Raw genomic sequence first — 23,204 nt, forward strand, 5'->3', positions numbered from 1 at the left:
TTCTAACCTTTGGCGGCGCCGACACAACTTTCCATTTACAAGCATGCTTATCATAAGTATACGTTTCAATAAGAGGGGATCGCCAGAGGAGGAGGCTCGCCGTGGAAAATAGCATGCAACCCGAGGATTCGCCGGAATTGCAACAGCTCTACCGGGGATTCGAGGCGTTGCATCTGAACCCGCTCTGGACCCAGATCGGCGATCTGATGCCCGTCCATCCGCGTCCCCGCGCGGTGGCGCATGTCTGGAAATGGGCTGACCTCTATCCTCTGGCGCAGGCTTCGGGCGATCTGGTTCCGGTCGGTCGCGGGGGCGAGCGGCGCGCCATCGGCCTTGCCAATCCGGGGCTTGGCGGGAACACCTATATCACGCCGACGCTGTGGTGCGCGATCCAGTATCTCGGCCCGCGCGAGACCGCGCCCGAACACCGCCATTCCCAGAACGCTTTCCGCTTCGTCGTCGAGGGCGAAGGCGTCTGGACCGTCGTGAACGGCGATCCGGTGCGGATGAGCCGTGGCGATTTCCTGCTGACTCCGGGCTGGAATTTCCACGGTCATCACAATGACACCGATCAGCCCATGGCCTGGCTTGACGGGCTGGACATCCCGTTCAGCTTTCAGAACGATGTCGGTTTCTTCGAATTCGGCGCCGACCGGGTGACCGATTACGCCACGCCGCGCTTCTCGCGCGGGGAACGGCTGTGGGCCCATCCCGGCCTGCGCCCGCTTTCCGGTCTTCAGAACACCGTCGCAAGCCCCATCGGCGCCTATCGGTGGGAGTTCACCGATGCGGCGCTGACCCAGCAATTGCTGCTGGAAGACGAGGGCCACCCGGCCACGGTCGAGCAGGGGCATGCGGCGGTGCGCTATATCAACCCGACCACTGGCGGCGACGTGATGCCGACCATCCGGGCCGAGTTCCATCGCTTGCGCCCGGGCACCGAAACGCCCGCGCGGCGCGAGGTCGGCTCGACCGTGTTTCAGGTTTTTGAAGGGCGCGGCGCGGTGGTGCTGAACGGTCAGACCCACCGGCTGGAAAAGGGCGATATCTTCGTCATCCCCTCCTGGGTGTCGTGGTCCCTGCAGGCCGAGACGATGTTCGATCTGTTCCGCTTTTCCGATGCGCCGATCATCGAGCGGCTGAATTTCGAACGCACGCTGATCGAGGCGACCGAATGACTTCGGATCTGAAGCAGGCTGCGGCCGAGCTTCGGGCGCGGCAGGGCGACGGCGCGCGCTATGATGCGGCGAACGCCCCGGCCGAGGCGCTTCTGCGGGCGCGGCGCGGCGCCGCCTATCTGGCCCGGATCGCGACCGGGCTGACAGAGGACGCGTTGCGCGGCCCTTCGGCGCGACCCGGCTGGACCCGCGCGCGCGTGATCGCCGCCGTGGCCCTTCAGGCCCGCGGGATCGCGCAGGCGCTGGAGGATGCGACCGGGCGGACGGGCGACCGGGCCGAAACCGATCTTGCGGCGCTGGATCTGGCCGAAACGCTGCCGGCCCGCGCGCTGAACCATCTGGCGGCGCATGCCGAAATTCATCTGAACGTGGTCTGGCGCGATCTCGGTGAGGCTGAATGGGGTCTGCCGGTGACGCTGCCGGGCGGCGCGATTCCGGCGCATGACACCCCGCGCCTCCATGCCCGGACATTGTGGCGCGCGGCGCTGGAACTCAATGCCGGCGCGCGGCGGCGCGACCTGCCTTCCGCGCTCGCCGCCGAACTGACCGATCCCGATCTGCAAGGAGCTTTCGTATGACCAAGACCCTGTTCGCCTCGCCCGAATGGCCGACCGTTCCGGTGGCCGGCGATGATGCCGTCTATCCCGTTCACCGCATCTTCTGCGTCGGGCGCAACTATGCCGCCCATGCCGCCGAAATGGGGGTCGAGGTGGATCGCGAGGCGCCGTTCTATTTCACCAAATCGGCGCTGACGATCCTGCCGACCGGCGAAACCTATCCCTATCCGCCGGGCACCGAGAATTTCCATTACGAAATGGAACTGGTCGTGGCCATCGGCAAACCCGCCTTCCGGGTTTCGGTGGATGAGGCGATGGATGCGGTCTATGGCTTCGCCACCGGACTCGACATGACCCGGCGCGACCTGCAGCTTGCCGCGCGCGCCAAGCAGCGCCCCTGGGATCTCGGCAAGGATGTCGAGGGCAGCTCGGTCATCGCGCCTCTGACGAAGGCTGCGGATTTCGGCGCCATCGGCCCGCAGCGTATCCGGCTTTCGGTGAATGGCGAGACGCGTCAGGACGCGCATCTGTCGGACCTGATCTGGTCGGTGGCCGAACTCGTCTCGGACCTGTCGAAATTCTATCACCTCCAGCCCGGCGATCTGATCTATACCGGCACGCCCGCGGGCGTCGGCGCGGTGCTTCCGGGCGACCAGATCCTTGGCACCATCGACGCGCTTGCCCCGGTCGAACTGACGGTCGGAAAGCCCGAATGATGCGCTTTTACGGGTTCTTCCGGTCGTCCTCGTCCTATCGTTGCCGGATTGCCTTCAACCTGAAGGGGATCCAGCCCGACTTCGTGCCGGTCAATCTGCGCGCGGGTGAACAGCGCGACCCGGCATTTCTGGCCATGAACCCGCAAGGTCTGCTGCCGGCGCTCGATACGGGCCGCGGGGTGCTGACCCAGTCGCTGGCGATCATCGAATGGCTGGACGAAACCCGACCGGCGCCGCCCTTGCTGCCCGCCGATCCGGTGCAGCGGGCCGCGGTCCGCGCCTTCGCCCAGATCATCGCCTGCGAGATTCACCCGCTGCAAAACCTGCGCGTGCTGAATTTCATCAAGCAAAACTATGGTCTGGATCAGGACGGCGCCGATGCCTGGGCGCGCCACTGGATCGCCGAGGGGCTGACCGCCTGCGAGGCGATTGCCGCGCGCCGGTCGCATGGCGGGGCCTTCACCTTCGGCGATACGCCCGGTCTTGCGGATATCTGCTTGATCCCGCAATTGTTTTCTGCCGACCGCTTTGGCCTCGACAGTGCCTCATGGCCGCGCCTGCGCGAAATCCGCGCGGCCTGCGATGCGCTGCCTGCCTTTGCCGACGCGCATCCCGCGCGTCAGCCCGACGCTCAATAACGACCGACATGCAGGGAGGAAACGCAATGTCGATTACCCAACTGACCCGGCGCGCGGCCATCGCCGCCGCATTGGCCACCACCGCGCTCGCGACACTCGCCAGCGCGGCGCAGGCGCGTGAATTGCGCATGGGCGTCATCACGCCGCCCAGCCATGTCTGGACGCAGGTGGCCAACCGCATCGCCGAAAAACTGCCCGAGGCGACGGGTGGCGAGTTGACCGTCGCGGTCTTTCCCGCCGGCCAGCTTGGGGTGGAGCAGGAGATGTTCCAGCAGATGTCGGGCGGTCTTCTGGACAGCGGGCTGATGACGGCGGCGATTACCAGCCTGCGCGCGCCGTCGCTGCAGGGCTGGTTCACGCCCTATCTGTTCGCCGACGTGACGGAAGCTGCCGCCGCCGCCGACACCGCGGCCGCGCAGGAGATGCTGGGCCAGCTGGACGCCGCCAATCTGGTCGGTCTGGGCTATACCTTCGCCGGGCAGCGCCACATCCTGATGAAGGATGCGCCAGCCGCCACCCCCGCCGATCTCGCCCGCAAGAAGGTCCGCATCGTGCCCTTCCCGGCGATGAAAACCTGGTGGGAGGCGATCGGCGCGGTGCCGACCCCGGTGAACCTGACCGAGGTGTATCAGGGTCTGCAAAGCGGGCTGCTGGACGGGATCGACATCGACCTCGATGCGCTTGTCGGGCTGAAATTCGACGAGGTGGCCAAGGGCCTGACCATCACCAACCACATGCCCTTCCCGGCGGTGATGGTGGTCAGCAAGCCGACCTGGGAGTCGCTGACCGAGGATCAGCGCGCCACCTATACCGAGGTCGTGAACGAGGCGCTCGCCTGGGGGACCGCCCAGCAGGTCGAGGCGGAAAAGGCCAATCTCGCCGCGCTGGAGGGCAAGGTCGAGATCCTGACGCTGGAAAACGGCGCCGAAGTCTTTGCCGATGCCAACAAGGCCGTGCGCGACAGCTTCGCGAATGACGAGATCATTCAGCGCTTCATTACGGAAGTCGAGGCGGAATGACCTGGCTTTCCGCGCTTTCCGATCTGCTGGCCCGCGTCGAGCGTTGGGCCAGCAGATTGCTGGTCGTGGGTTTCGTCGGGCTGATCGTGGCCAATGTCACCATGCGCTATGTGCTGGCCCGCCCCATCGTCTATGCCGAGGAAGTGGCCGCGATCATGCTGGTCTGGCTGGCCTTCGTCGCTATCTCGATCTCGATCCACGACCGCCGCCAGATCGGGGTGACGCTGCTGGTCGAGCGGCTGTCGCCCGCGACCCGCCATATCGTCGATCTGGTGGTTCTGGGGCTGGTCGCGGCGATCCTCGCCACGCTGCTCTGGACCTCGGTGAAATGGGTGCTCTCGCCCGCGGTGGCATTTGAACAGATCATCACGCTCGGTCTGCCGAAATCGCCCTATTACTGGATCGTCCCGATCTTTTCCGTCAGCGCCCTGATCCATGTGCTGGCCGACCTGGCCGAGGGTCTCGCCGGCCGGACGAATATCGAACTCTCGACCGACAAGGAGGCCGAGGCATGACCGGCATATCCTTCCTGACGCTGATGCTGGCGGCGATGCCCATCGCCTTCGTGCTGCTGGCCGCCACCTTCGTGTTCGTGCTGGGCACCGGCAACCTGCAGATCCTGAACTCGGTCCCGCAGATCCTGTTCGGCTCGGTCGAGAATTTCGACCTGCTGGCGATCCCGCTTTTCGTCCTCCTGGGCGAGATCATGAATGAAAGCGGCCTGACCCGGCGGCTGATCGTCACCGCGCGGGTCTGGCTGGCGCGGCTGCCGCATAATCTGGTGGTGGTGAACCTCGTTTCGAACCTTGGCCTCGCGGCGATCATGGGCTCAGCCACGGCGCAGATGGCGGTGATGACACGCGTTGTCGTCCCCGAGATGGAAAAGGACGGCTATCAGCGCGGCTATGCCGCCGCCATCACCGCAAGCGCCGGTCTGCTGGGGCCGATCATCCCGCCCTCGATGGTGTTCATCATCTATGGCGTGATCGCGCAGGTTTCGATTTCGGATATGTTCATGGCCGGGATCATGCCGGGCGTGCTGCTGTTCGCCTTCATGCTGGCCATCGCGCTGTGGCAGGCGCGCCGCCATCGCGAAGAAGGCCATCCGGGCGCGCCGCTGCCCGAGGGTTCGAAGCTGAAGGCGACGCTGCCGGGGCTTGCGACCATGACCATCCCGCTCATCATCATCGGCGGCATCAGCGGCGGCATCTTCACCCCGACCGAAAGCGCCGCCGTGGCGCTTCTCGCGGCGCTGTTCTTCGGCGCGGTGGTGTTTCGCGAGCTGCCGCTGAAGAAGCTGCCGCTGATCATCGACCGCACGGTGACGAATACCGCCATTGTGCTGTTCCTGATCATGGCGGCCAAGGTGTTCGGCTGGGTGCTGACCTTCAATCAGGTCCCGCAGGCGGTCGCGGCCTTCATCGTCTCGCTGACCAGCGATCCGTTGATCTTCATGCTGCTGATCATGGCGGCGCTGATGGTGGTGGGGATGTTCCTCGACGGGATCGCGGCGCTGATCATCCTCACGCCGATCCTGCTGCCGGTGGCGGTCCAGAATTACGGCATCGACCCGATCCAGTTCGGGGTGATGATGTCGCTGACACTGGTGCTGGGCCTGTTGACCCCGCCGGTCGGGACCGGGCTGTATATTGCCGCAGCACTCAGCGATGTGTCGATCACCCGGCTGTCGCGGCTGGTGCTGCCCTATATCCTCGCCGCGGTGCTGGTGATCCTGCTGGTGATCTTCGTGCCATGGATGGTGCGGCCGTTCTGACGGCCGCACCCCTTTAGCGCGCTTGTCGCAACCTGACATCGGTTGGTCGCGCTGCGGCCAATCGCCTCTTATCCAGACCTGTTGACACAACCCCGGGCGGCGCCGTCAGGCGCGCGACATCTGAAGGTCTGCGGGCAATTGTTCTGACGGCGCCGCCCACCGTCCTCGCGCGCCCCGCCACGCACGCCAATCAGCGTCGTTGTCCTCCATTTGAAGGCGACCGGGCTATGCGTGCCGAAGTTCCCGCCACGAATTTTGCGGGTTAAGAAGCGCGCAATCCGCCAAATCGGAAACTCCGCCCGGATTGTGCCGCGCCTGACAAAGGGCGCACGTAGCACGGTTCCCTTGCAGCTTCGCGGCTGACCGCGTATCGCAATATTCAAAGGAGATATGCGATGAAATTCCTCGATCTCGCCAAGGTCTATATCCGCTCGGGCTCGGGCGGCGCGGGCGCTGTCAGCTTCCGGCGCGAGAAGTTCATCGAATTCGGCGGCCCCGATGGCGGCGATGGCGGGCGCGGCGGCGATGTGATCGTCGAGGCGATCGAGGGGCTGAACACGCTGATCGACTTCCGCTATCAGCAGCATTTCTATGCCCAGAACGGCCAGCACGGGATGGGACGGCAGCGCACCGGCGCCTCGGGCGACGACATCGTGCTGAAGGTGCCGGTCGGGACCGAGATCCTCGACGAGGACGAGGAAACCGTCATTGCCGACCTGACCGAGGTCGGGCAGCGCGTGGTGCTGGCCAAGGGCGGCAATGGCGGCTTCGGCAATCTGCATTTCAAGACCTCGACCAACCGCGCGCCGCGCAACGCCAATCCGGGGCAGGAGGGGGTGGAACGCACCATCTGGCTTCGCCTGAAGCTGATCGCCGATGCCGGTCTGGTCGGCCTGCCCAATGCCGGCAAATCGACCTTTCTCGCCGCGACCTCGAACGCGCGGCCGAAGATCGCGGATTACCCGTTCACGACGCTGCATCCCAATCTGGGCGTGGTCGGAATCGACGGGCGCGAATTCGTCATGGCCGACATTCCGGGCCTGATCGAGGGCGCGAGCGAGGGCCGTGGGATCGGCGACCGTTTCCTCGGACATATCGAGCGCTGCGCGACGCTTCTGCACCTGATCGACGCGACCTCGGAGGATGTGGTGGCCGATGCGCAGACGGTGCTGACCGAGCTTGCCGCCTATTCGCCGGTGCTGATGGAAAAGCCGCGTGTGACGGCGTTGAACAAGATTGACGCCGTGGACGCGGAACAGCTGGAAGAACGCCGCGCCGCGCTGGAAGATACCCTCGGCACCAGGGTGCTGATCATGTCCGGCGTGACCCGCGCAGGCGTGCCCGAGGTGCTGCGCGCGCTCTGGACCGACATCGCCCCCACCCGCAAGGCGGTGGAGGAGGAACAGATCAAGTGGCAGCCCTGAGCCCCGAGATTGCCGCGGCGCGGCGGTTGGTGGTCAAGATCGGCTCGGCCCTGCTGGTCGGGCCGGAGGGCCTGCGCACTGAATGGCTGCGCGCCCTGTGCGACGATGTCGCCATGTGGCGCGGCACCGGGGCCGATGTTGTGCTGGTGTCCTCGGGCTCGATCGCGCTCGGTCGGCGGGTGCTGGGCCTGCCGGCCGGGGCTTTGACGCTGGAACAGGCGCAAGCGGCGGCGGCGGTGGGCCAGATCCGGCTGGCCCGCGCCTATGAAGAAGCGCTCGCCCCGCATGGCGTCGCCACCGCGCAGGTGCTGGTGACGCTGGAGGATACCACCGACCGCAAACGCTACCTCAACAGTCGCGCCACCATGCAGGCGCTGCTGGGTTATGGCGTGGTGCCGATCGTGAACGAAAACGACACCGTGGCGACGGATGAGATCCGCTATGGCGACAATGACCGGCTGGCCGCGCAGATCGCCGTGACCATCGGCGCCGATCAGCTGCTGCTGCTGTCGGACGTGGACGGGCTGTATACTTCGAACCCGAAGACCGATCCGTCCGCGCGGCACCTGCCGCTGGTGGCACGGATCACTCCCGAAATCGAGGCGATGGGCGGTGATCCCGTCTCGGGCCTGTCCAAAGGCGGCATGAAGACCAAGCTGATGGCGGCGCGGACCGCCGTGTCGGGCGGCTGCGCGATGGCGATTGCCGAGGGCTCGGTCCTGCGGCCGATTTCCGCCGTGGCGAACGGCGCGCGGGTGACGTGGTTCCTGCCCGATGGCGACCCGCATCTGGCCCGCAAGCGCTGGATCGCGGCGATGAAACCGAAGGGCGAACTGGTCATCGATGCCGGCGCCGCCCGCGCGCTGGATGCCGGCAAATCGCTGCTGCCGGCTGGCGTAACGCGGGTTCTGGGCGATTTCGGTCGCGGAGAGCCGGTCGCGGTCTTGGGCCCTTCGGGCGAGACGCTGGCGCGGGGGCTGACCCGCTATACCTCGGACGAGGCCCGCGCCATCGCCGGCCACCGCAGCGAGGAAATCGCCGAGATCCTGGGCTTTGCGGGCCGGGCGGCGCTGATCCATCGGGATGATATGGTGGTGTGAGGGAGTGCTAAGGTTTTATATTATTTATATCATTGGTTAGTGAATCGTCACTAGTGATCGTTAAAGGTGAGTAACGTGACTGCATCATCGCTAAGAAATAAAATTTCCTCTCTCGAAAAGAAGATTGCCGACCTCCGAAAAAAGGACGCGCAAGAAGCGAAGAAGGAGTCCGATTTTAACGCAAAAGCTAATGCAGCCGAAGAGGCGGCCGCGAAAGCTAAGTCTCAATCAATCTCATCTTCGAAACGGCGCGAAGCAGTTTCTGCACGCAAACAAGCCGCGTCGGCGACTGCTAATCGCGCCAAGCTGGCAACGGATATCGCACGCAATAATGCTGAGCTGATGAAAATGCAAACCGCGCTGGCGAAGGAGGATGACAAGAGGCTCGCGAGCATCACGAAAGAAATTACACGACAGGAGGCGATACAGGCGCAACATCAGCGCCAAGAAGCAACCCGGGTTGTTGGCGCGATTTCTCACCGGATAGCAGCTGTAAGCCGCGAGGCAGGGGCATCTGCTGAGCAGTATGACGTATTTATTTCGCATGCTTCTGAGGATAAAGACGAGTTTGTCAGGGAGCTTGCCGAAAAAGCTGAATCTGCGGGGTTAAGGATTTTCTATGATGAAAGAAAACTAAAGTGGGGCGACAGTTTAAGAGAGCGAATTGAGCACGGTTTGGCAAATTCGCGCTTCGGTATAGTTGTTTTGTCGACGGCGTTTTTCCGCAAGGAATGGCCGAAACGAGAACTTGACGGTTTATTCAACCTTGAAATTGAGGGAAAGTCTCGGATTTTGCCCATATGGCACAAGATATCCAAGGACGAAGTCATAAGGAATGCACCAAGTCTTTCGGGCAAGTTGGCACTGAGCACATCAAGCCTCTCGGTAGATGAAATTGTCGAAAAATTGATGGAGATTGCCGCAGTTTAGTTTATCAACGCGGAGAGCTGACTCACTGAACTGACACTGACAAGCCCAGCTTGGAACAACGGTCTTGAGCCCCGCCGAGCGAGCAGCCAGCCAAAATAAAACGGCCGACCTATCAACGGGGCGTTCCGATCCATAGAAGCATAGCCTACTCTGGCAGCACCCTTACCGCGCCCTTGTCGGCACTTGCCGCGAAGGCCGCATAGGCTTTCAGCGCCGTGGTGACGTTGCGCTTGCGCTTCTCGGCCGGGTGCCAGCCGATCTCGTTCTGATGGGTGCGACGCGCCGCCAGTTCGGCCTCGGGCACCGCCAGATGGATGGTGCGGTTGGGGATGTCGATCTCGATCAGATCGCCGTCGCGCACCAGCCCGATGGTGCCGCCCTGCGCCGCCTCGGGTGAGGCATGGCCGATGGACAGGCCCGAAGTGCCGCCCGAGAAGCGGCCATCGGTGACAAGCGCGCAGGCCTTGCCGAGGCCCTTCGACTTCAGATAGCTGGTCGGATACAGCATTTCCTGCATCCCCGGACCGCCTTTCGGGCCTTCATAGCGGATGACCACCACATCGCCTTCCTTGACCTTGCCGGTCAGGATGCCGCTGACCGCCGCGTCCTGGCTTTCATAGACCACGGCGGGACCGGCGAATTTCAGGATCGATTCATCGACGCCCGCCGTCTTCACGATGCAGCCATCCAGCGCGATATTACCCTTCAGCACCGCCAGCCCGCCATCGGCCGAGAAGGGCGAGTTGACGGAACGGATCACCCCGCCCTGACGGTCCAGATCCAGCGTTTCCCACCGCGCGCTCTGGCTGAAGGCCACCTGCGTCGGCACGCCGCCGGGGGCCGCCGAATAGAATTTGTGCACTGCCGGGTCGTTGGTGCGCGAGATGTCCCATTGGTCGATGGCATCGCCAAGCGTGGCTGCGTGGACGGTCGGGCTGTCGCGGTTGATCAGCCCGCCGCGATCCAGCTGGCCGAGGATCGCCATGATGCCGCCGGCGCGGTGCACGTCCTCCATATGCACGTCCTGCTTGGCGGGCGCGACCTTGGACAGGCAGGGCACCTTGCGGCTCAGCGCGTCGATATCCGCCATGTCGAAATCGATCCCGCCCTCATAGGCGGCGGCGAGGATATGCAGCACCGTATTCGTCGATCCGCCCATGGCGATATCCAGCGACATGGCGTTTTCGAACGCCTTCTTGTTGGCGACCGAGCGCGGCAGGACGCTGGTATCCTCCTGCTCGTAATAGCGTTTCGCGAGGCCGACGATGCGCTGACCGGCTTCCTCGAACAGGCGCTGACGGTCGGCATGGGTGGCGAGCGTCGAGCCGTTGCCGGGCAGGGACAGGCCAAGCGCCTCGGTCAGGCAGTTCATCGAATTGGCCGTGAACATGCCCGAACAGGACCCGCAGGTCGGGCAGGCGGAGCGTTCGATGGTTGCCACATCCTCGTCGCTGACCCTGTCATCGGCGGCGGCGACCATGGCGTCGACCAGATCCAGCGCATGCAGCTTGCCGTCCTGCAGGACAACCTTGCCGGCCTCCATCGGGCCGCCCGAGACGAAGATCGCGGGGATGTTCAGCCGCATCGCCGCATTCAGCATGCCGGGGGTGATCTTGTCGCAGTTCGAGATGCAGACCATGGCATCGGCGCAATGGGCGTTGACCATGTATTCCACGCTGTCGGCGATGATCTCGCGCGAGGGCAGCGAATACAGCATCCCGTCATGACCCATGGCGATGCCGTCATCGACGGCGATGGTGTTGAATTCCTTGGCGACGCCGCCGGCCTTTTCGACCTCGCGCGCGACCAGTTGGCCCAGATCCTTCAGATGGACATGGCCGGGCACGAACTGGGTGAAACTGTTCACGATGGCGATGATCGGCTTGCCGAAATCGCCGTCCTTCATCCCCGTCGCACGCCATAGACCGCGCGCGCCGGCCATATTGCGGCCATGGGTCGAGGTGCGGGAGCGATAGGCGGGCATGATCTTTCCTTCCGATTGGCAGTACCCGCATGGCGGGACAGCGGCTACGGCGTCTCTCTTAACGAAGTTTCACAGGCATCGCCAGCAGCGGAATGCAGCCATGCACAGAATGCATGATCGGCAATATTCTTGCGCATATGGGTTCAGTTGTCGCGCCTCTCGACCACGATGCGGAATCGCGCGCGGCGTTCTTCGGGGGTTTCATCGCCGCGGAGGGGCTGGCGGACGGCACGCGCCAGCACCGGGGGCCGCCAGGGTGCGGGATCGTCGGCAAGACCGCCGGGCCGGGGCGACAGCGGCTGCGCACCCTCGATCACCGGGAAGACGGCGTCGCGGGTCAGGTCGAAACGACGCGGGCCACGGCCGATCTGGCCGTCGGTCACCAGACAGCCCAGGGCACGGGTGACATCACCAAGATCGGATTTCAACGGCAGAAACAGCATCCGCCCGGTCAGCGGCGGCCGGCCATACCCGGCTTCGGAGCGCAGTGTCACCTCGGCGATCTGCGGGCCCTTGAAAACGGTTTCCAGCACATCGGACAGCCGCCCCCGGCTGCCGGGATTGAGCAGCGAGCAGACCGGCATGCCGCGCACCTCCATCCCCATCACGTCGATGAGGTGGCGCCCAGCCAGACGAAAACGCGCCGCCCCTGGCGCAATGCGCTCAAGGATGAAGGCGTAATCCAGCGCCCGCCGGATCCCCTTGGGTTCGACATCGGCGCGGTCAGGAACCGCACGCCCCTTGCGCAGACTGTCCCAATAGCTGCGCAGTTCGGTCAGTGTCCGCGCCGGATCCGCGCTGCCTGCGACATGGAATTCCACCACATCGCCGCGCAGCGGCGCATCCATGTCGTCTGACCGGGGCCGTGTGCCATCGGGAAAACCGCCGTCGAAATCATCACTCATCACATTTCAATCCGATTACCGCATTTCGGCGTCAAGCGCCGGCATCTCAGGTTGCGGAAGCCCAGAGATACCCTATTCGTTCCGCTCTGCCGGGACAAATCTTTCCAGTTGGTTAAGACCAGAGGCTTGATTCTTGCCCCCCGTCCCGCGCAAATGCGGCCAAACGAGAAGGGGGCGGCATGGACCGGACCGGGCTACTTATCATTCTGTCTTCGCCATCCGGGGCGGGTAAATCCACCCTGGCGCGCCGGCTGATCGACTGGGACCCGACGCTGTCCTTCTCGGTTTCCGCCACAACCCGCGCGCCGCGCCCCGCCGAGGTGGACGGCCAGCACTATCACTTCATTCCCCGCGAGGATTTCGCCGCCATGGTCGAGGCGGGCGACATGCTGGAACATGCCGAGGTGTTCGGAAATCTGTACGGCTCGCCCCGCAAACCGGTCGAGGCGGCGATGCAGGCCGGCCGTGACACGCTGTTCGATGTCGACTGGCAGGGCGGCCAGCAGATCCGCGCCTCGGCGCTGGGACCGCATGTCATCAGCATCTTCATCCTGCCCCCCTCGCTGGATGAGCTGGAGCGGCGGCTGATCAGCCGCGGCCAGGACGCGCCCGAAATCATCAAGGCCCGCATGGACAAAAGCCGGGACGAGATTTCGCATTGGGCCGAATACGATTATGTTCTGGTGAATGACGATCTGGACGCCACCTTCGCGCATCTGACCGCCATCCTCTCGGCCGAGAGGATGCGGCGCGAGCGCCAGAAGTCCCTGGGCGGGTTCGTCAAGACGCTGATGGAGGGAGAGCGGGTATGATCTGGGAACTGGACGGAGTGGCCCCCGAAATCGCCGCGGACGCCTGGATCGCGCCCGATGCGCAGATCATCGGCCGGGTGGTGATCGAGCCGGGCGCCAGCATCTGGTGGGGCGCAGTGCTGCGCGGCGACAATGACGAAATCCGCATCGGTCGCGGCTCGAACGTGCAGGACCTGTGCTGCTTGCATACCGATCCGGGCTTTCCGCTGACCATCGGACCAGATGTGACCGTGGGCCATCGCGCCATGCTGCATGGCTGCACCATCGGCGCGGGCAGCCTGATCGGCATGGGGGCGACGGTGCTGAACGGCGCGAAGATCGGCGCGGGCAGCCTGATCGGTGCCGCGGCGCTGGTGTCGGAAGGCAAGGAGATCCCGGACCGGGTGCTGGTCATGGGCGCCCCCGGACGGGTCGTGCGCGAGATCGATGAGGCGCAGCATCAGGATCTGCTGGCCTCGGCCGCGCGCTATCAGGCCAATGCCGCGCGTTTCCGCGCCGGGCTGAAGCGGCTGGACTGACCGGGATGGAGGCCGGGCTGGTCCGGGACCTGATCGCGGCGCTGCCGGTCGCGGTGCTGGCGGTCGATGCCGAAGCGCGGGTGACCGCGGCCAACCGCGCCGCGAAGGTGCTGCTGGGCGAGGAACTGACCGACCGCCCCTTCGTCCATGTCCTGCGCCATCCGGTGGTGGTCCGGGCGGTGGACGCGGTGCTGGATCCAGCGCACGTCCCGCCACCGATGGTTGATCCGGCGCTGGCGGCGGTGGCGTCCGGCGGCCATCGGATGCGGGTCCAGATCTCGGCGCGGGGTCGCGACATTCCGGCCGAAATCACCGTTTCCGGCCTGCCAGAGCGGAAGGGCGCACTGATCGTGATCGAAGACGGTTCGGGCCTTGAGGCGGCCGAACAGCAGCGCCGCGATTTCGTGGCCAATGTCAGCCACGAATTGCGCACGCCGCTGACCGCGCTGATGGGCTTCATCGAGACCCTGCGCGGCCCCGCCCGCGACGACCCGGCGGCGCGCGAGCGTTTCCTCGGCATCATGGAGGCCGAGGCCGCCCGCATGAACCGCCTGGTCCTGGACCTGCTGTCGCTGAGCCGCGTCGAATCCGAGGAGCGCCGCCGCCCGGCCGAACGCATCGACCTAGCCATGCTGATCCGCGCCGTGGCGGCGACCCTGCAACCGCAGGCAGCAGCGGCGCATGTGCAGATCCGGGTCGAGGGCGCGGAGGCGCCGGTCCATGTCCTTGGGGACCCCGACCAACTGACGCAGGTCTTTCACAATCTCGTGGAGAACGCAGTGAAATACGGTGGCACGGGCGGCGAAGTGACGCTGCGCCTGTCGCCGGTCGCCCATGATGCGGTGCTGCGCGGTCCCGCCACCGCCGTCGAGGTCGCCGATCGCGGCGACGGTATCGACCCCATGCATCTGCCGCGCCTGACCGAGCGTTTTTACCGCGTGGACAGCCACCGCTCGCGTCAGAAGGGGGGCACCGGGCTGGGGCTGGCCATCGTCAAGCATATCATCAGCCGCCATCGCGGCCGGCTGAAGATCGAATCCGAACAGGGGAAGGGCTCCCGTTTCACCGTGATCCTGCCCGACCAGATCGAGCGGCGTTGATCCGCGCGCGGACGCGGCCGCGCTTGCCGGCACTGCGGCAAGGGTCTATCTGAGGCGCAGGAAAAGAGGTTTCAGATGACGCATAACCCGATCCGGCCCTGGCGCGACATTGAGCGGCGCAAATCGCGCAAGATCATGGTTGGCTCTGTTCCGGTGGGCGGTGACGCGCCGATCACTGTACAGACGATGACCAACACCGATTCCTCGGATGTGCGCGCAACGCTGGATCAGGTGATCCGCGCCGCCGAGGCGGGCGCCGACATCGTGCGCATCTCGACCCCGGACGAATCGTCGACCCAGGCGCTGCGCGAGATCGTGCGGGAAAGCCCGGTGCCGATCGTGGCCGACATCCATTTCCACTATAAACGCGCGCTGGAAGCCGCCGATGCCGGCGCCGCCTGCCTGCGCATCAACCCCGGCAATATCGGCGATGCCGGGCGCGTGGCCGAGGTGGTGCGGGCGGCGCGGGCGAATGGCTGCTCCATCCGCATCGGCGTCAATGCCGGCAGTCTGGAAAAGCACCTGCTGGAAAAATACGGCGAGCCGTGCCCTGATGCGATGGTCGAAAGCGGCCTCGATCACATCAAGATCCTGCAGGACCACGATTTCCACGAGTTCAAGATCAGTGTGAAGGCCTCCGACGTGTTCCTGGCCGCCGCCGCCTATCAGCAGCTGGCAGAGGCCACCGACGCACCCATTCATCTGGGCATCACCGAGGCCGGCGGGCTGCGCGGCGGGACGGTAAAATCGGCGATCGGGCTGGGCAACCTGCTGTGGGCCGGGATCGGCGACACCATCCGCGTCAGCCTGTCGGCCGATCCGGTCGAGGAGGTGAAGGTCGGCTTCGAAATCCTGAAGTCGCTGGGCCTGCGGACGCGCGGGGTTCAGATCATCTCCTGCCCCAGCTGCGCGCGGCAGGGTTTTGATGTCATCAAGACCGTCGAGGCGCTGGAGCAGCGGCTGGAACATGTGAAGACGCCGATCTCGCTGTCGATCATCGGCTGCGTGGTCAACGGGCCGGGCGAAGCGCTGATGACCGATATCGGCTTCACCGGCGGCGGTGCGGGGTCGGGGATGGTCTATCTCGCCGGGCGGCAGGACCACAAGCTGTCGAACGAGCGGATGATCGACCATATCGTCGAACTGGTCGAGGAGCGCGCCGCACAGATCGAGGCGGCGAAGGCCGAAGCGGCGGAGTAGGGTGTGCGGCATGCCGTGGCGTGCCGGCCCTCGGGATATTTATACCCAGAAAATGAAAGACTTGCGGGCGAAATCTGCGATTTCGCGCGGGGCCGGCGCTGTGCTTTTGCCATGCCAGTGCGTTTGGGCCGCCGGATGAAAAAAAAGGCTCCGACGCTCTCGTGCCGGGCCTTTCTCATGCAAATATATCGACTTAGCCGCCGGACTTCGCCTTGGCGCGGGTCTGTTCGATCACCGGGGCGAGGCCGGTCCGCGGCAGGCCGCGCATCAGCGTGTCGCCGATGATGAAGCTGGGCGTGCCGGCGATCTGCAGGGCATCGGCCAGCTGCGCATTCTCGCGCAACACGTCAGTCACCGCATCTGAGTTCATCGCCGTGATCACCTTGTCAGCGTCAAAGCCCATCTCCTCGGCGGTGGTCTTCAGCCCTTCGACGGTGACATTGCCGCGCATGGTATAGAAATAGTCGTGGACCTTCTTGTAGGCGTCATCGCCTTCGTTCTGCTTGACCGCGACGGCAAAGCGTGCAGCAAGGTCGCTTTCCTGCCCGAGGATCGGAAGATCCTTGAAGATAATTTTGATATTTCCGTCCTTTGCGACGGTTTCCTCGACAAGTGGGAAGGCCTGGCGGCATACGCCGCAGCGATAGTCGATGAACTCGACCACGGTCACGTCGCCCTCGGGATTGCCGCCGACCCAGCTGTGATCGTCCTCGTAGATCTGTTCTTGAAGCTGGGCGATCATGGCGCTGTCATTCTTCGCCTCGTCGGCCACGCGGCGCTGCTCCAGCTCGGTCATGGCCTCGATCAGGACCTGCGGGTTCTCCATCAGATAAGCGCGGACGGCGGCGCCGAACTGCTCCTTCTCGGCCTCGGTCATGGCGCCGAGATCCAGCGCGAAGGCGGGTGTGGTGGTCAGCAGCAGGGCGGCGATCAGCTTCTTCATCTCGTGGTCCTTGTCAGATTTGCGCGGAGACTGGCCCCAAAATCGCGCGATGACAAGCAAAGGATGCGTGATCCGCTTGACCGCGCGCGGGCCGGGCGGGCATAGACCATGGAAAAAACAGCGAGGCAGAGATGCGGCAGTCGAAGCGCGGACAGGTCGATCCGTTCATTGTGATGGATGTGATGGAGGCCGCGCGCCGGGCCGAGGCGGCCGGGCGCAGCATCATCCATATGGAGGTGGGCCAGCCCTCGACGCCTGCGCCCGCCGCGGCGCGGGCCGGGCTGAAGGCGCGGCTGGACCAGCCACTGGGCTATACGGTGGCGCTTGGCCTGCCGGAATTGCGGGCCGGGATCGCGGATCTGTATCGGCGCTGGTACGGGGTCGATCTGGACCCGGCCCGCGTGGTGGTGACGCCGGGATCCTCGGGCGCCTTCATGTTGGCCTTCGCGGCGCTGTTCGACGCCGGCGACCGGGTGGCCCTGGGCGAGCCGGGCTATCCCAGCTATCGCCAGATCCTGCGCGCCATGTCGCTGGAGCCGGTGGGCATCCAGACCGATCCGGCCCATCGTTATCAGCCGCAGCCGCACGAAATTCCTGCCGATGTGGCGGGACTGATGCTCGCCTCGCCCGGCAATCCTTCGGGGACGATGCTCGGCCTCGATGATTATCGCGGGCTGCTGGCGCGGACGCAGGAGCTGGGCATCAGCGTGATTTCGGACGAGATCTATCACGGGCTCAGCTATGGCGAGCGCTGCCATTCGGCGCTGGAGGTCAGCGACGAGGTCTATGTCATCAACTCGTTCTCCAAGTATTTTTCCATGACCGGCTGGCGCATCGGCTGGATGGTGGTGCCGGCCGATCACATCCGCACAATCGAGCGCATCGCCGGGAACATGTTCATCTGCCCGCCCCATGCCAGCCAGGTTGCGGCCCTCGCCGCGCTGGAGGCGATCGACGAATGCGAGGCCAATATGGCCACCTATGCTGAGAACCGCCGCCTGCTGCTGGAGGCGCTGCCGAAGATCGGCTTTGACCGTATCGCGCCGCCGGACGGGGCCTTCTATATCTATGCCGATGTCTCGGACCTGACCGAGGACAGCCGCGCCATGGCCGCCGAGATCCTGGACGGCGCAGGCGTGGCCGTCACGCCGGGGCTGGATTTCGATCCGGTGCGCGGCGCACGGACGCTGCGTTTTTCCTATGCCCGCAGCACGTCGGACATCGTCGAAGGCATTGCCCGGCTGACCCGCTTCATGGGCGCGCGCTGATGCGCTGGCTGCCGCTGATCTGGCTGCTGATCCCTTTGGCGGCGCATGCCGAGGGGCCGGTGCGGCTGGATGTGGCAGCTTCGGCGATCGCCGCCGACAGGAAGGATCTGACGATTACGCTTCGCCTAGATGCACCGGCGCCTTACCGGGTGTTTCTGCTGGATGCACCGAAGCGGCTGGTCATCGACATGGAGGGGCTGGACCTCGCCGGCGCGGATGCCGCCCGCATTCCCGGCGCCGCCGCGATGGAGGCGGTCCGCGCAGGGCCGTTCCGCCCCGGCTGGGGGCGGCTGGTCTTTCAGCTGCGCGCGCCCTATGCGGTGATCGAGGCCGTCCAGCAGACCGCGGGGCAGGGCGCGACCCTGCGCCTGCGGCTGTCGCCCGTCGCGGCCGAGGATTTCGCCGGCGCGCCGAATGCCATGTCGGCGCTGTGGGATCTGCCGCAGCCGACGACGCCGGTCGTCGATCCCTCGCGTCCGCAGCCCCTGCGCGTGGCCATCGATCCGGGCCATGGCGGCATCGATTCCGGCGCATTGGCCGAGGGCCTGCGCGAGGCCGATCTGATGCTGGCCTTCGCCCGCGAACTGACCGAGAAGCTGATCCGTGCCGGGTTCGAGGTGGTGTTGACGCGGCGCAAGGACGAGTTCGTCGGACTGGAGGCGCGGATGACCGAGGCGCGGGCCTCGGGGGCGGATCTGTTCATCTCGCTCCATGCCGATGCGCTGCCCGACGGGCAGGCGGCGGGGGCCTCGGTCTTCATCTGGAACAGTCAGGCCGATGACCGCGCCTCGCGCCAGCTGGCGGCGCGGCATGACCGGGCCGATCTGGTCGCCGGGCTGGACCTGCAGGGCACGGACGATCAGATCGCGGGCACCCTGATGGATATGGCCCGCGCCGATACCCAGCCCCGGTCCGAGGCATTCGCCAAGCACATGTCCGCGCATCTGGCGCAGGCAGGGCTGGCGCTGCACCGCAACCCGGTGAAAGGTGCGGCCTTCAGTGTGCTGAAATCACCGGATATTCCTTCGACCCTCGTTGAGCTGGGCTTTCTGACCGATGCCTCCGACAGAGCCAACCTGACCGATCCTGCATGGCGCGCCCGCATGGCGCAGGCGATTGCCGGGGCGGTCACCGACTGGTCAAAAGACGACAGCGCCCGCGCCGCCCTGCGACGGCATTAGCGAAACCGGGCGCGATTCCGCCCTTTCACCGGCGCGATGACCCAAGCTTGTTTTGACTGCGCCGCCCCTGAAGTCTAAGAAGCCGGATAAAATCGAGTGAGGCAGCTGCGTGGTCCGATTCATTCTTTCGTTTTTCGGCGGGATCTTCTCGCTTCTGGTGACCGGGCTGCTTTTCGCCATGCTGATCCTTGGCGGGGTCTTCTGGGCCTATGGCCGCGACCTGCCCAGCCATGAACAACTGTCCCAATATGCGCCCAAGACCATCAGCCGCATCTATTCCGGCGAAGGCCGTCTGATCGACGAATTTGCGCAGGAGCGCCGGATCTTCGTGCCGGGCGAGGAAATTCCCGATCTGGTCAAGCAGGCCTTCGTGTCGGCCGAAGACAAGAACTTCTACCACCATCAGGGCTTTGACATCAAAGGCATTGGCAAGGCTGCCTATGACGCGATCGCCTCGGGCGGCGAGAACGTGCGCGGCGCCTCGACCATCACCCAGCAGGTGATGAAGAACTTCCTGCTGTCGTCGGATCGCAGCATCGAACGCAAGGTCAAGGAACTGATCCTGGCCACCCGGCTGGAGCAGTCGCTGACCAAGGACCAGATTCTGGAACTGTATCTGAACGAGATCTTTCTGGGCCAGAACAGCTATGGCGTGGCCGCCGCCGCGCAGACCTATTTCAACAAGACCCTGTCGCAGCTGAAACCGCATGAGGCGGCGACGCTGGCCTCGATGCCGCAGGCGCCGGGGCGCTACCATCCCGTCAAGGCCAAGCAGCGCGTGACCGAGCGGCGCAACTATGTGCTGCGCGAGATGTGGCAGAACGGCTATATCGACGAGGCGACCTATCGCGCCGAGTCCGAATTGCCGCTGCGCTCGGTTCAGAACGGCGACTTCCCGGCCTTCGCCGAAAAGCTGCCGCCGCGCGACTATTTCACCGACGAGATCCGCCGCCAGCTGTCGCAGGATTTCGGCCAGGACGAATTCTTCGGCGGCGGTCTGACCATTCGCGCCACCGTCGATCCGGCCCTGCAGGGCGTGGCCGCGCGGGCGCTGCAGAACGCGCTGGAAAGCTATGACCGCGGGCGCGGCATCTGGCATGGCGTCATCGCCAAACTGCCGCCTGAAGACCTGACCACCGAAGCCGGCTGGCGCGGCGCCCTGTTCGCCGTCAAGGAGGCGCCCCGCGATGTCGAGGGCTGGATGCCGGCGGTGGTTCTGGGGATCGAGGGCGGCGATGCCCGCATCGGCATCGAAGGGATCGAGGAGGACGCCGATGGCCACTGGATCCCGGCCAAGGATGCGCAATGGGCGCGCCCCCGTCTGGCCGATGGCAAGCTGGGCGCGCGCGCGCAGGGGGCGGGCGATCTGGTCCAGCCCGGCGACGTTGTGATGGTCCGCGCCATGACTGAGGACGGCACCGGCAAATTCGTCCGCTGGACGCTGCGGCAGGTGCCGCAGATCCAGGGCGGCTTCATGGCCATGGACGTGAACACCGGCCGCGTCATTGCCATGCAGGGCGGTTTCTCTTACCAGTCCTCGGTTTTCAACCGGGCGACGCAGGCGATGCGTCAGCCGGGGTCCAGCTTCAAGCCCTTCGTCTATGCGGCGGCGCTGGATAACGGCTATACGCCCGCCACCATTGTCGTCGACGAGGAAATCGCCATCAACACCCCCGCCGGCCTGTGGCGGCCGAAGAACAGTTCGAACCGCACCTACGGCCCGACGCCGTTGCGCACCGGGATCGAGCAGTCGCGCAACCTGATGACCATCCGCGTCGCGCAGGATATCGGCATGGACATGGTGGCCAAATATGCCGAGCGTTTCGGCGTCTATGACGACGGCCAGATGAAGCCGTTCCTGGCGAACTCGCTGGGCGCGCAGGAGACCACGCTGTTCAGGATGGTCGCCGCCTATGCCATGTTCGCCAATGGAGGCGAGCGGGTCGAACCCACCCTGGTCGACCGCGTCCAGGACCGCCGCGGCCGCACCGTCTATCGCCATGATCAGCGCGATTGCGTCGGCTGCACCCAGAACGCGCTGCCCGCCGGCACCGCCCCCGAGATCGACACCAATCGCGAGCGGGTGATGGATGCGGTGACCGCCTATCAGCTGACCTCGATGCTGGAAGGCGCGGTCATGCGCGGCTCGGGCAAGGGGGTCAACCTGCCGGTGCCGATCGCCGGCAAGACCGGCACCACCAACGACGCCAAGGATGTCTGGTTCATCGGCTATTCCAGCAATATCGTCGCAGGCTGCTATCTCGGCTATGACCAGCCGCGTTCGCTTGGCGACAACGCCTTCGGCGGCACCCTGTGCGTTCCGGTGTTCAATGCCTTCATGCGCGAGGCGGTCAAGGAATTCGGCGGCACCAAGTTCCGCGTCCCCGAGGGCGGCCATTTCGAGAAGATCGACCGCTTCACCGGCCAGCGGCTATCGGCGGGGGCATCGGGCGCCAATGTGATCTCGGAATTCTTCCGCAACGGCACCGAGAACGACGCCGGCCGGATGATCGACGGCGGCTTCGTGGCCAAGGTCATGCCGAAGGTCGAGGGCATCCCGGACACGCTGAAGGAACTGCCCAAAACCTCGGGCGCGGGGGCAGGCGCGAAATCCGTCACCACCTCGTCGGGGCAGAAGCGGGTGATCCCGCAAAAGGCCGATTTCGGGACCATGTCCTCGGGCGGTCTTTACTGACCGCTTCCGCCGCGCCCTGACAGCGCCGCCTTCGGGGGGCGCTGCCCTTGTTCGGGCGCCCGTCTCACGTTATCTCAGCACCGACCCGTCAAGAAGGACTTCCCCATGCGCGCCGATACCGCCGCCACCATCGAAGCGATCCGCAAATCCCTGCGGCTGCTGGCGCAGCGCATGGATTGGGACACCGCGCCCCACCGCCTGGAAGAACTGAACGCGATGATCGAGGATGGCGACCTGTGGTCGGACCCGGCCCGTGCGCAAAAGCTGATGCGCGACCGTCAGGCGCTCTCGGACGCGGTCGAGGGTTATCGCCGTATCGACAGCGACCTGAGCGCCAATGCCGAAATGATCGAACTGGCCGAGGAGGAGGGCGACACCGATCTGGTCGCCGAGGCCGAGGCCAATCTGAAGGCCCTCGCCGCCGAGGCCGCGCAGAAGGAACTCGAGGCGCTGCTGAACGGCGAGGCCGACGGCAACGATACCTTCCTGGAAATCAACGCCGGGGCCGGCGGCACGGAAAGCTGCGACTGGGCCTCGATGCTGGCGCGCATGTATGTGCGTTGGGCCGAGAAGAAGGGCTATGAGGTCGAACTTATCTCGGAAACCTCGGGTGACGAGGCCGGGATCCGCTCGGCCGCCTACAAGATCTCGGGGCATAATGCTTACGGCTGGCTGAAATCGGAATCGGGTGTGCACCGGCTGGTCCGCATCTCGCCCTATGACAGCGCCGCGCGGCGGCATACCTCGTTTTCGTCGATCTGGGTCTATCCGGTGGTCGACGACAATATCGAGATCGTGGTGCCGGATAACGAGATCCGCATTGATACCTATCGTTCGTCCGGTGCGGGCGGTCAGCACGTGAACACCACCGACTCGGCGGTGCGGATCACCCACCTGCCGACGAATATCGTGGTGACCAGCTCGATGAAATCGCAGCACCAGAACCGCGAGGCGGCGATGAACGCGCTGAAGGCGCGCCTGTATCAGCTGGAACTGGACAAGCGCAACGCCGAGATCAACGCCCAGCATGACGCCAAGGGCGATGCCGGTTGGGGCAACCAGATCCGCTCCTATGTGCTGCATCCCTACCAGATGGTGAAGGACCTGCGCACCGGGCACGAAACCTCGGACACGCAGGGGGTTCTGGACGGCGATCTGGACGCTTTCATGGCCGCCACGCTGGCACTGGACGTGTCGGGCAAGAGCCGGGCGGAGGCGAACGCGGAGGAGTGAGTGGGCCTGCAACATGGCCGCATGTAACG

Annotated in this window: 21 protein-coding genes; 18 read left to right on the plus strand and 3 right to left on the minus strand. The window is 65.1% G+C overall.

The features are described 5' to 3' along the window. Positions 1-113: 113 nt before the first annotated feature. The 10 genes from H1S04_RS00735 (at position 114) to H1S04_RS00780 (ending at position 9,336) form a co-directional block, all read left to right on the plus strand. On the plus strand, positions 114-1,178 hold the full coding sequence (locus tag H1S04_RS00735; RefSeq protein ID WP_181745349.1) for a cupin domain-containing protein: 1,065 nt from the start codon (positions 114-116) through the stop codon (positions 1,176-1,178). Further along, the gene (locus H1S04_RS00740; RefSeq protein ID WP_181743658.1) at positions 1,175-1,756 is read left to right on the plus strand and encodes a maleylpyruvate isomerase N-terminal domain-containing protein; all 582 of its coding nucleotides are present in this window, start codon (positions 1,175-1,177) and stop codon (positions 1,754-1,756) included. The genes H1S04_RS00735 and H1S04_RS00740 overlap by 4 nt, the downstream gene beginning before the upstream one ends. After that, complete coding sequence (locus tag H1S04_RS00745; protein WP_181743659.1) at positions 1,753-2,451, plus strand: fumarylacetoacetate hydrolase family protein; 699 nt, start codon at positions 1,753-1,755, stop codon at positions 2,449-2,451. Before H1S04_RS00740 ends, H1S04_RS00745 begins: the two co-directional genes overlap by 4 nt. After that, positions 2,448-3,089, plus strand: a complete 642-nt coding sequence (maiA, locus tag H1S04_RS00750; protein ID WP_220185060.1) for a maleylacetoacetate isomerase — start codon at positions 2,448-2,450, stop codon at positions 3,087-3,089. Before H1S04_RS00745 ends, maiA begins: the two co-directional genes overlap by 4 nt. Before the next feature lie 26 nt (positions 3,090-3,115). Continuing rightward, positions 3,116-4,108: a TRAP transporter substrate-binding protein gene (locus H1S04_RS00755; RefSeq protein WP_181743660.1), complete on the plus strand. Its 993-nt coding sequence runs from the start codon at positions 3,116-3,118 to the stop codon at positions 4,106-4,108. Then, positions 4,105-4,623: a TRAP transporter small permease gene (locus H1S04_RS00760; protein ID WP_181743661.1), complete on the plus strand. Its 519-nt coding sequence runs from the start codon at positions 4,105-4,107 to the stop codon at positions 4,621-4,623. The genes H1S04_RS00755 and H1S04_RS00760 overlap by 4 nt, the downstream gene beginning before the upstream one ends. Continuing rightward, on the plus strand, positions 4,620-5,882 hold the full coding sequence (locus tag H1S04_RS00765; RefSeq protein WP_181743662.1) for a TRAP transporter large permease: 1,263 nt from the start codon (positions 4,620-4,622) through the stop codon (positions 5,880-5,882). Before H1S04_RS00760 ends, H1S04_RS00765 begins: the two co-directional genes overlap by 4 nt. Before the next feature lie 395 nt (positions 5,883-6,277). Then, positions 6,278-7,306: a GTPase ObgE gene (obgE, locus tag H1S04_RS00770; protein ID WP_181743663.1), complete on the plus strand. Its 1,029-nt coding sequence runs from the start codon at positions 6,278-6,280 to the stop codon at positions 7,304-7,306. Beyond that, on the plus strand, positions 7,294-8,406 hold the full coding sequence (proB, locus tag H1S04_RS00775; RefSeq protein ID WP_181743664.1) for a glutamate 5-kinase: 1,113 nt from the start codon (positions 7,294-7,296) through the stop codon (positions 8,404-8,406). Before obgE ends, proB begins: the two co-directional genes overlap by 13 nt. Positions 8,407-8,481: 75 nt before the next feature. Further along, complete coding sequence (locus H1S04_RS00780) at positions 8,482-9,336, plus strand: toll/interleukin-1 receptor domain-containing protein (protein WP_181743665.1); 855 nt, start codon at positions 8,482-8,484, stop codon at positions 9,334-9,336. A 145-nt stretch (positions 9,337-9,481) separates the two neighbouring features. Here H1S04_RS00780 and ilvD read toward each other — a convergent pair whose 3' ends face one another. Both ilvD and H1S04_RS00790 read right to left on the minus strand, forming a co-directional pair. Further along, positions 9,482-11,320 (minus strand): dihydroxy-acid dehydratase, encoded by a 1,839-nt coding sequence (gene ilvD / locus H1S04_RS00785; protein WP_181743666.1) that lies wholly within the window; start codon positions 11,318-11,320, stop codon positions 9,482-9,484. Between the two features lie 143 nt (positions 11,321-11,463). After that, on the minus strand, positions 11,464-12,225 hold the full coding sequence (locus H1S04_RS00790; protein WP_255435418.1) for a PAS domain-containing protein: 762 nt from the start codon (positions 12,223-12,225) through the stop codon (positions 11,464-11,466). A gap of 179 nt (positions 12,226-12,404) precedes the next feature. Between H1S04_RS00790 and gmk the strand changes: the two genes are divergently transcribed. From gmk to ispG, 4 genes are all read left to right on the plus strand, one after another. Further along, complete coding sequence (gene gmk, locus H1S04_RS00795; RefSeq protein WP_181743667.1) at positions 12,405-13,037, plus strand: guanylate kinase; 633 nt, start codon at positions 12,405-12,407, stop codon at positions 13,035-13,037. Then, on the plus strand, positions 13,034-13,555 hold the full coding sequence (locus H1S04_RS00800) for a gamma carbonic anhydrase family protein (RefSeq protein WP_181743668.1): 522 nt from the start codon (positions 13,034-13,036) through the stop codon (positions 13,553-13,555). Before gmk ends, H1S04_RS00800 begins: the two co-directional genes overlap by 4 nt. Positions 13,556-13,560: 5 nt before the next feature. After that, complete coding sequence (locus H1S04_RS00805; protein ID WP_181743669.1) at positions 13,561-14,655, plus strand: ATP-binding protein; 1,095 nt, start codon at positions 13,561-13,563, stop codon at positions 14,653-14,655. 75 nt (positions 14,656-14,730) lie between these two features. Further along, positions 14,731-15,855: a flavodoxin-dependent (E)-4-hydroxy-3-methylbut-2-enyl-diphosphate synthase gene (gene ispG, locus H1S04_RS00810; protein WP_181743670.1), complete on the plus strand. Its 1,125-nt coding sequence runs from the start codon at positions 14,731-14,733 to the stop codon at positions 15,853-15,855. Positions 15,856-16,048: 193 nt separating this feature from the next. Here the strand turns inward: ispG and H1S04_RS00815 are convergent, their stop codons facing one another. Next, entirely contained in the window at positions 16,049-16,798 is a 750-nt protein-coding gene (locus H1S04_RS00815) for a DsbA family protein (protein ID WP_181743671.1), read from the minus strand. A gap of 131 nt (positions 16,799-16,929) precedes the next feature. On the opposite strand from H1S04_RS00815, the gene H1S04_RS00820 reads away from it, so the two are divergent. The 4 genes from H1S04_RS00820 (at position 16,930) to prfB (ending at position 23,175) form a co-directional block, all read left to right on the plus strand. Beyond that, positions 16,930-18,066: a pyridoxal phosphate-dependent aminotransferase gene (locus H1S04_RS00820; protein ID WP_181743672.1), complete on the plus strand. Its 1,137-nt coding sequence runs from the start codon at positions 16,930-16,932 to the stop codon at positions 18,064-18,066. Then, positions 18,066-19,247: an N-acetylmuramoyl-L-alanine amidase gene (locus H1S04_RS00825; RefSeq protein WP_181743673.1), complete on the plus strand. Its 1,182-nt coding sequence runs from the start codon at positions 18,066-18,068 to the stop codon at positions 19,245-19,247. The genes H1S04_RS00820 and H1S04_RS00825 overlap by 1 nt, the downstream gene beginning before the upstream one ends. A gap of 109 nt (positions 19,248-19,356) precedes the next feature. Continuing rightward, positions 19,357-21,942 (plus strand): penicillin-binding protein 1A, encoded by a 2,586-nt coding sequence (locus H1S04_RS00830; protein WP_181743674.1) that lies wholly within the window; start codon positions 19,357-19,359, stop codon positions 21,940-21,942. A gap of 105 nt (positions 21,943-22,047) precedes the next feature. Further along, positions 22,048-23,175 (plus strand): peptide chain release factor 2, encoded by a 1,128-nt coding sequence (gene prfB, locus H1S04_RS00835; RefSeq protein ID WP_181743675.1) that lies wholly within the window; start codon positions 22,048-22,050, stop codon positions 23,173-23,175. Positions 23,176-23,204: the final 29 nt, after the last annotated feature.

It is taken from the genome of Paracoccus sp. S1E-3 (assembly GCF_013868135.1).
GTDB lineage: Bacteria > Pseudomonadota > Alphaproteobacteria > Rhodobacterales > Rhodobacteraceae > Paracoccus.

Coding starts and splice junctions, on each gene's coding strand:
- H1S04_RS00735 (WP_181745349.1), top strand. CDS start 114: ATGCAACCCGAGGATTCGCCGGAATTGCAACAGCTCTACCGGGGATTC.
- H1S04_RS00740 (WP_181743658.1), top strand. CDS start 1,175: ATGACTTCGGATCTGAAGCAGGCTGCGGCCGAGCTTCGGGCGCGGCAG.
- H1S04_RS00745 (WP_181743659.1), top strand. CDS start 1,753: ATGACCAAGACCCTGTTCGCCTCGCCCGAATGGCCGACCGTTCCGGTG.
- maiA (WP_220185060.1), top strand. CDS start 2,448: ATGATGCGCTTTTACGGGTTCTTCCGGTCGTCCTCGTCCTATCGTTGC.
- H1S04_RS00755 (WP_181743660.1), top strand. CDS start 3,116: ATGTCGATTACCCAACTGACCCGGCGCGCGGCCATCGCCGCCGCATTG.
- H1S04_RS00760 (WP_181743661.1), top strand. CDS start 4,105: ATGACCTGGCTTTCCGCGCTTTCCGATCTGCTGGCCCGCGTCGAGCGT.
- H1S04_RS00765 (WP_181743662.1), top strand. CDS start 4,620: ATGACCGGCATATCCTTCCTGACGCTGATGCTGGCGGCGATGCCCATC.
- obgE (WP_181743663.1), top strand. CDS start 6,278: ATGAAATTCCTCGATCTCGCCAAGGTCTATATCCGCTCGGGCTCGGGC.
- ilvD (WP_181743666.1), bottom strand. CDS start 11,320: ATGCCCGCCTATCGCTCCCGCACCTCGACCCATGGCCGCAATATGGCC.
- H1S04_RS00790 (WP_255435418.1), bottom strand. CDS start 12,225: ATGAGTGATGATTTCGACGGCGGTTTTCCCGATGGCACACGGCCCCGG.
- gmk (WP_181743667.1), top strand. CDS start 12,405: ATGGACCGGACCGGGCTACTTATCATTCTGTCTTCGCCATCCGGGGCG.
- H1S04_RS00800 (WP_181743668.1), top strand. CDS start 13,034: ATGATCTGGGAACTGGACGGAGTGGCCCCCGAAATCGCCGCGGACGCC.
- H1S04_RS00805 (WP_181743669.1), top strand. CDS start 13,561: ATGGAGGCCGGGCTGGTCCGGGACCTGATCGCGGCGCTGCCGGTCGCG.
- ispG (WP_181743670.1), top strand. CDS start 14,731: ATGACGCATAACCCGATCCGGCCCTGGCGCGACATTGAGCGGCGCAAA.
- H1S04_RS00815 (WP_181743671.1), bottom strand. CDS start 16,798: ATGAAGAAGCTGATCGCCGCCCTGCTGCTGACCACCACACCCGCCTTC.
- H1S04_RS00820 (WP_181743672.1), top strand. CDS start 16,930: ATGCGGCAGTCGAAGCGCGGACAGGTCGATCCGTTCATTGTGATGGAT.
- H1S04_RS00825 (WP_181743673.1), top strand. CDS start 18,066: ATGCGCTGGCTGCCGCTGATCTGGCTGCTGATCCCTTTGGCGGCGCAT.
- prfB (WP_181743675.1), top strand. CDS start 22,048: ATGCGCGCCGATACCGCCGCCACCATCGAAGCGATCCGCAAATCCCTG.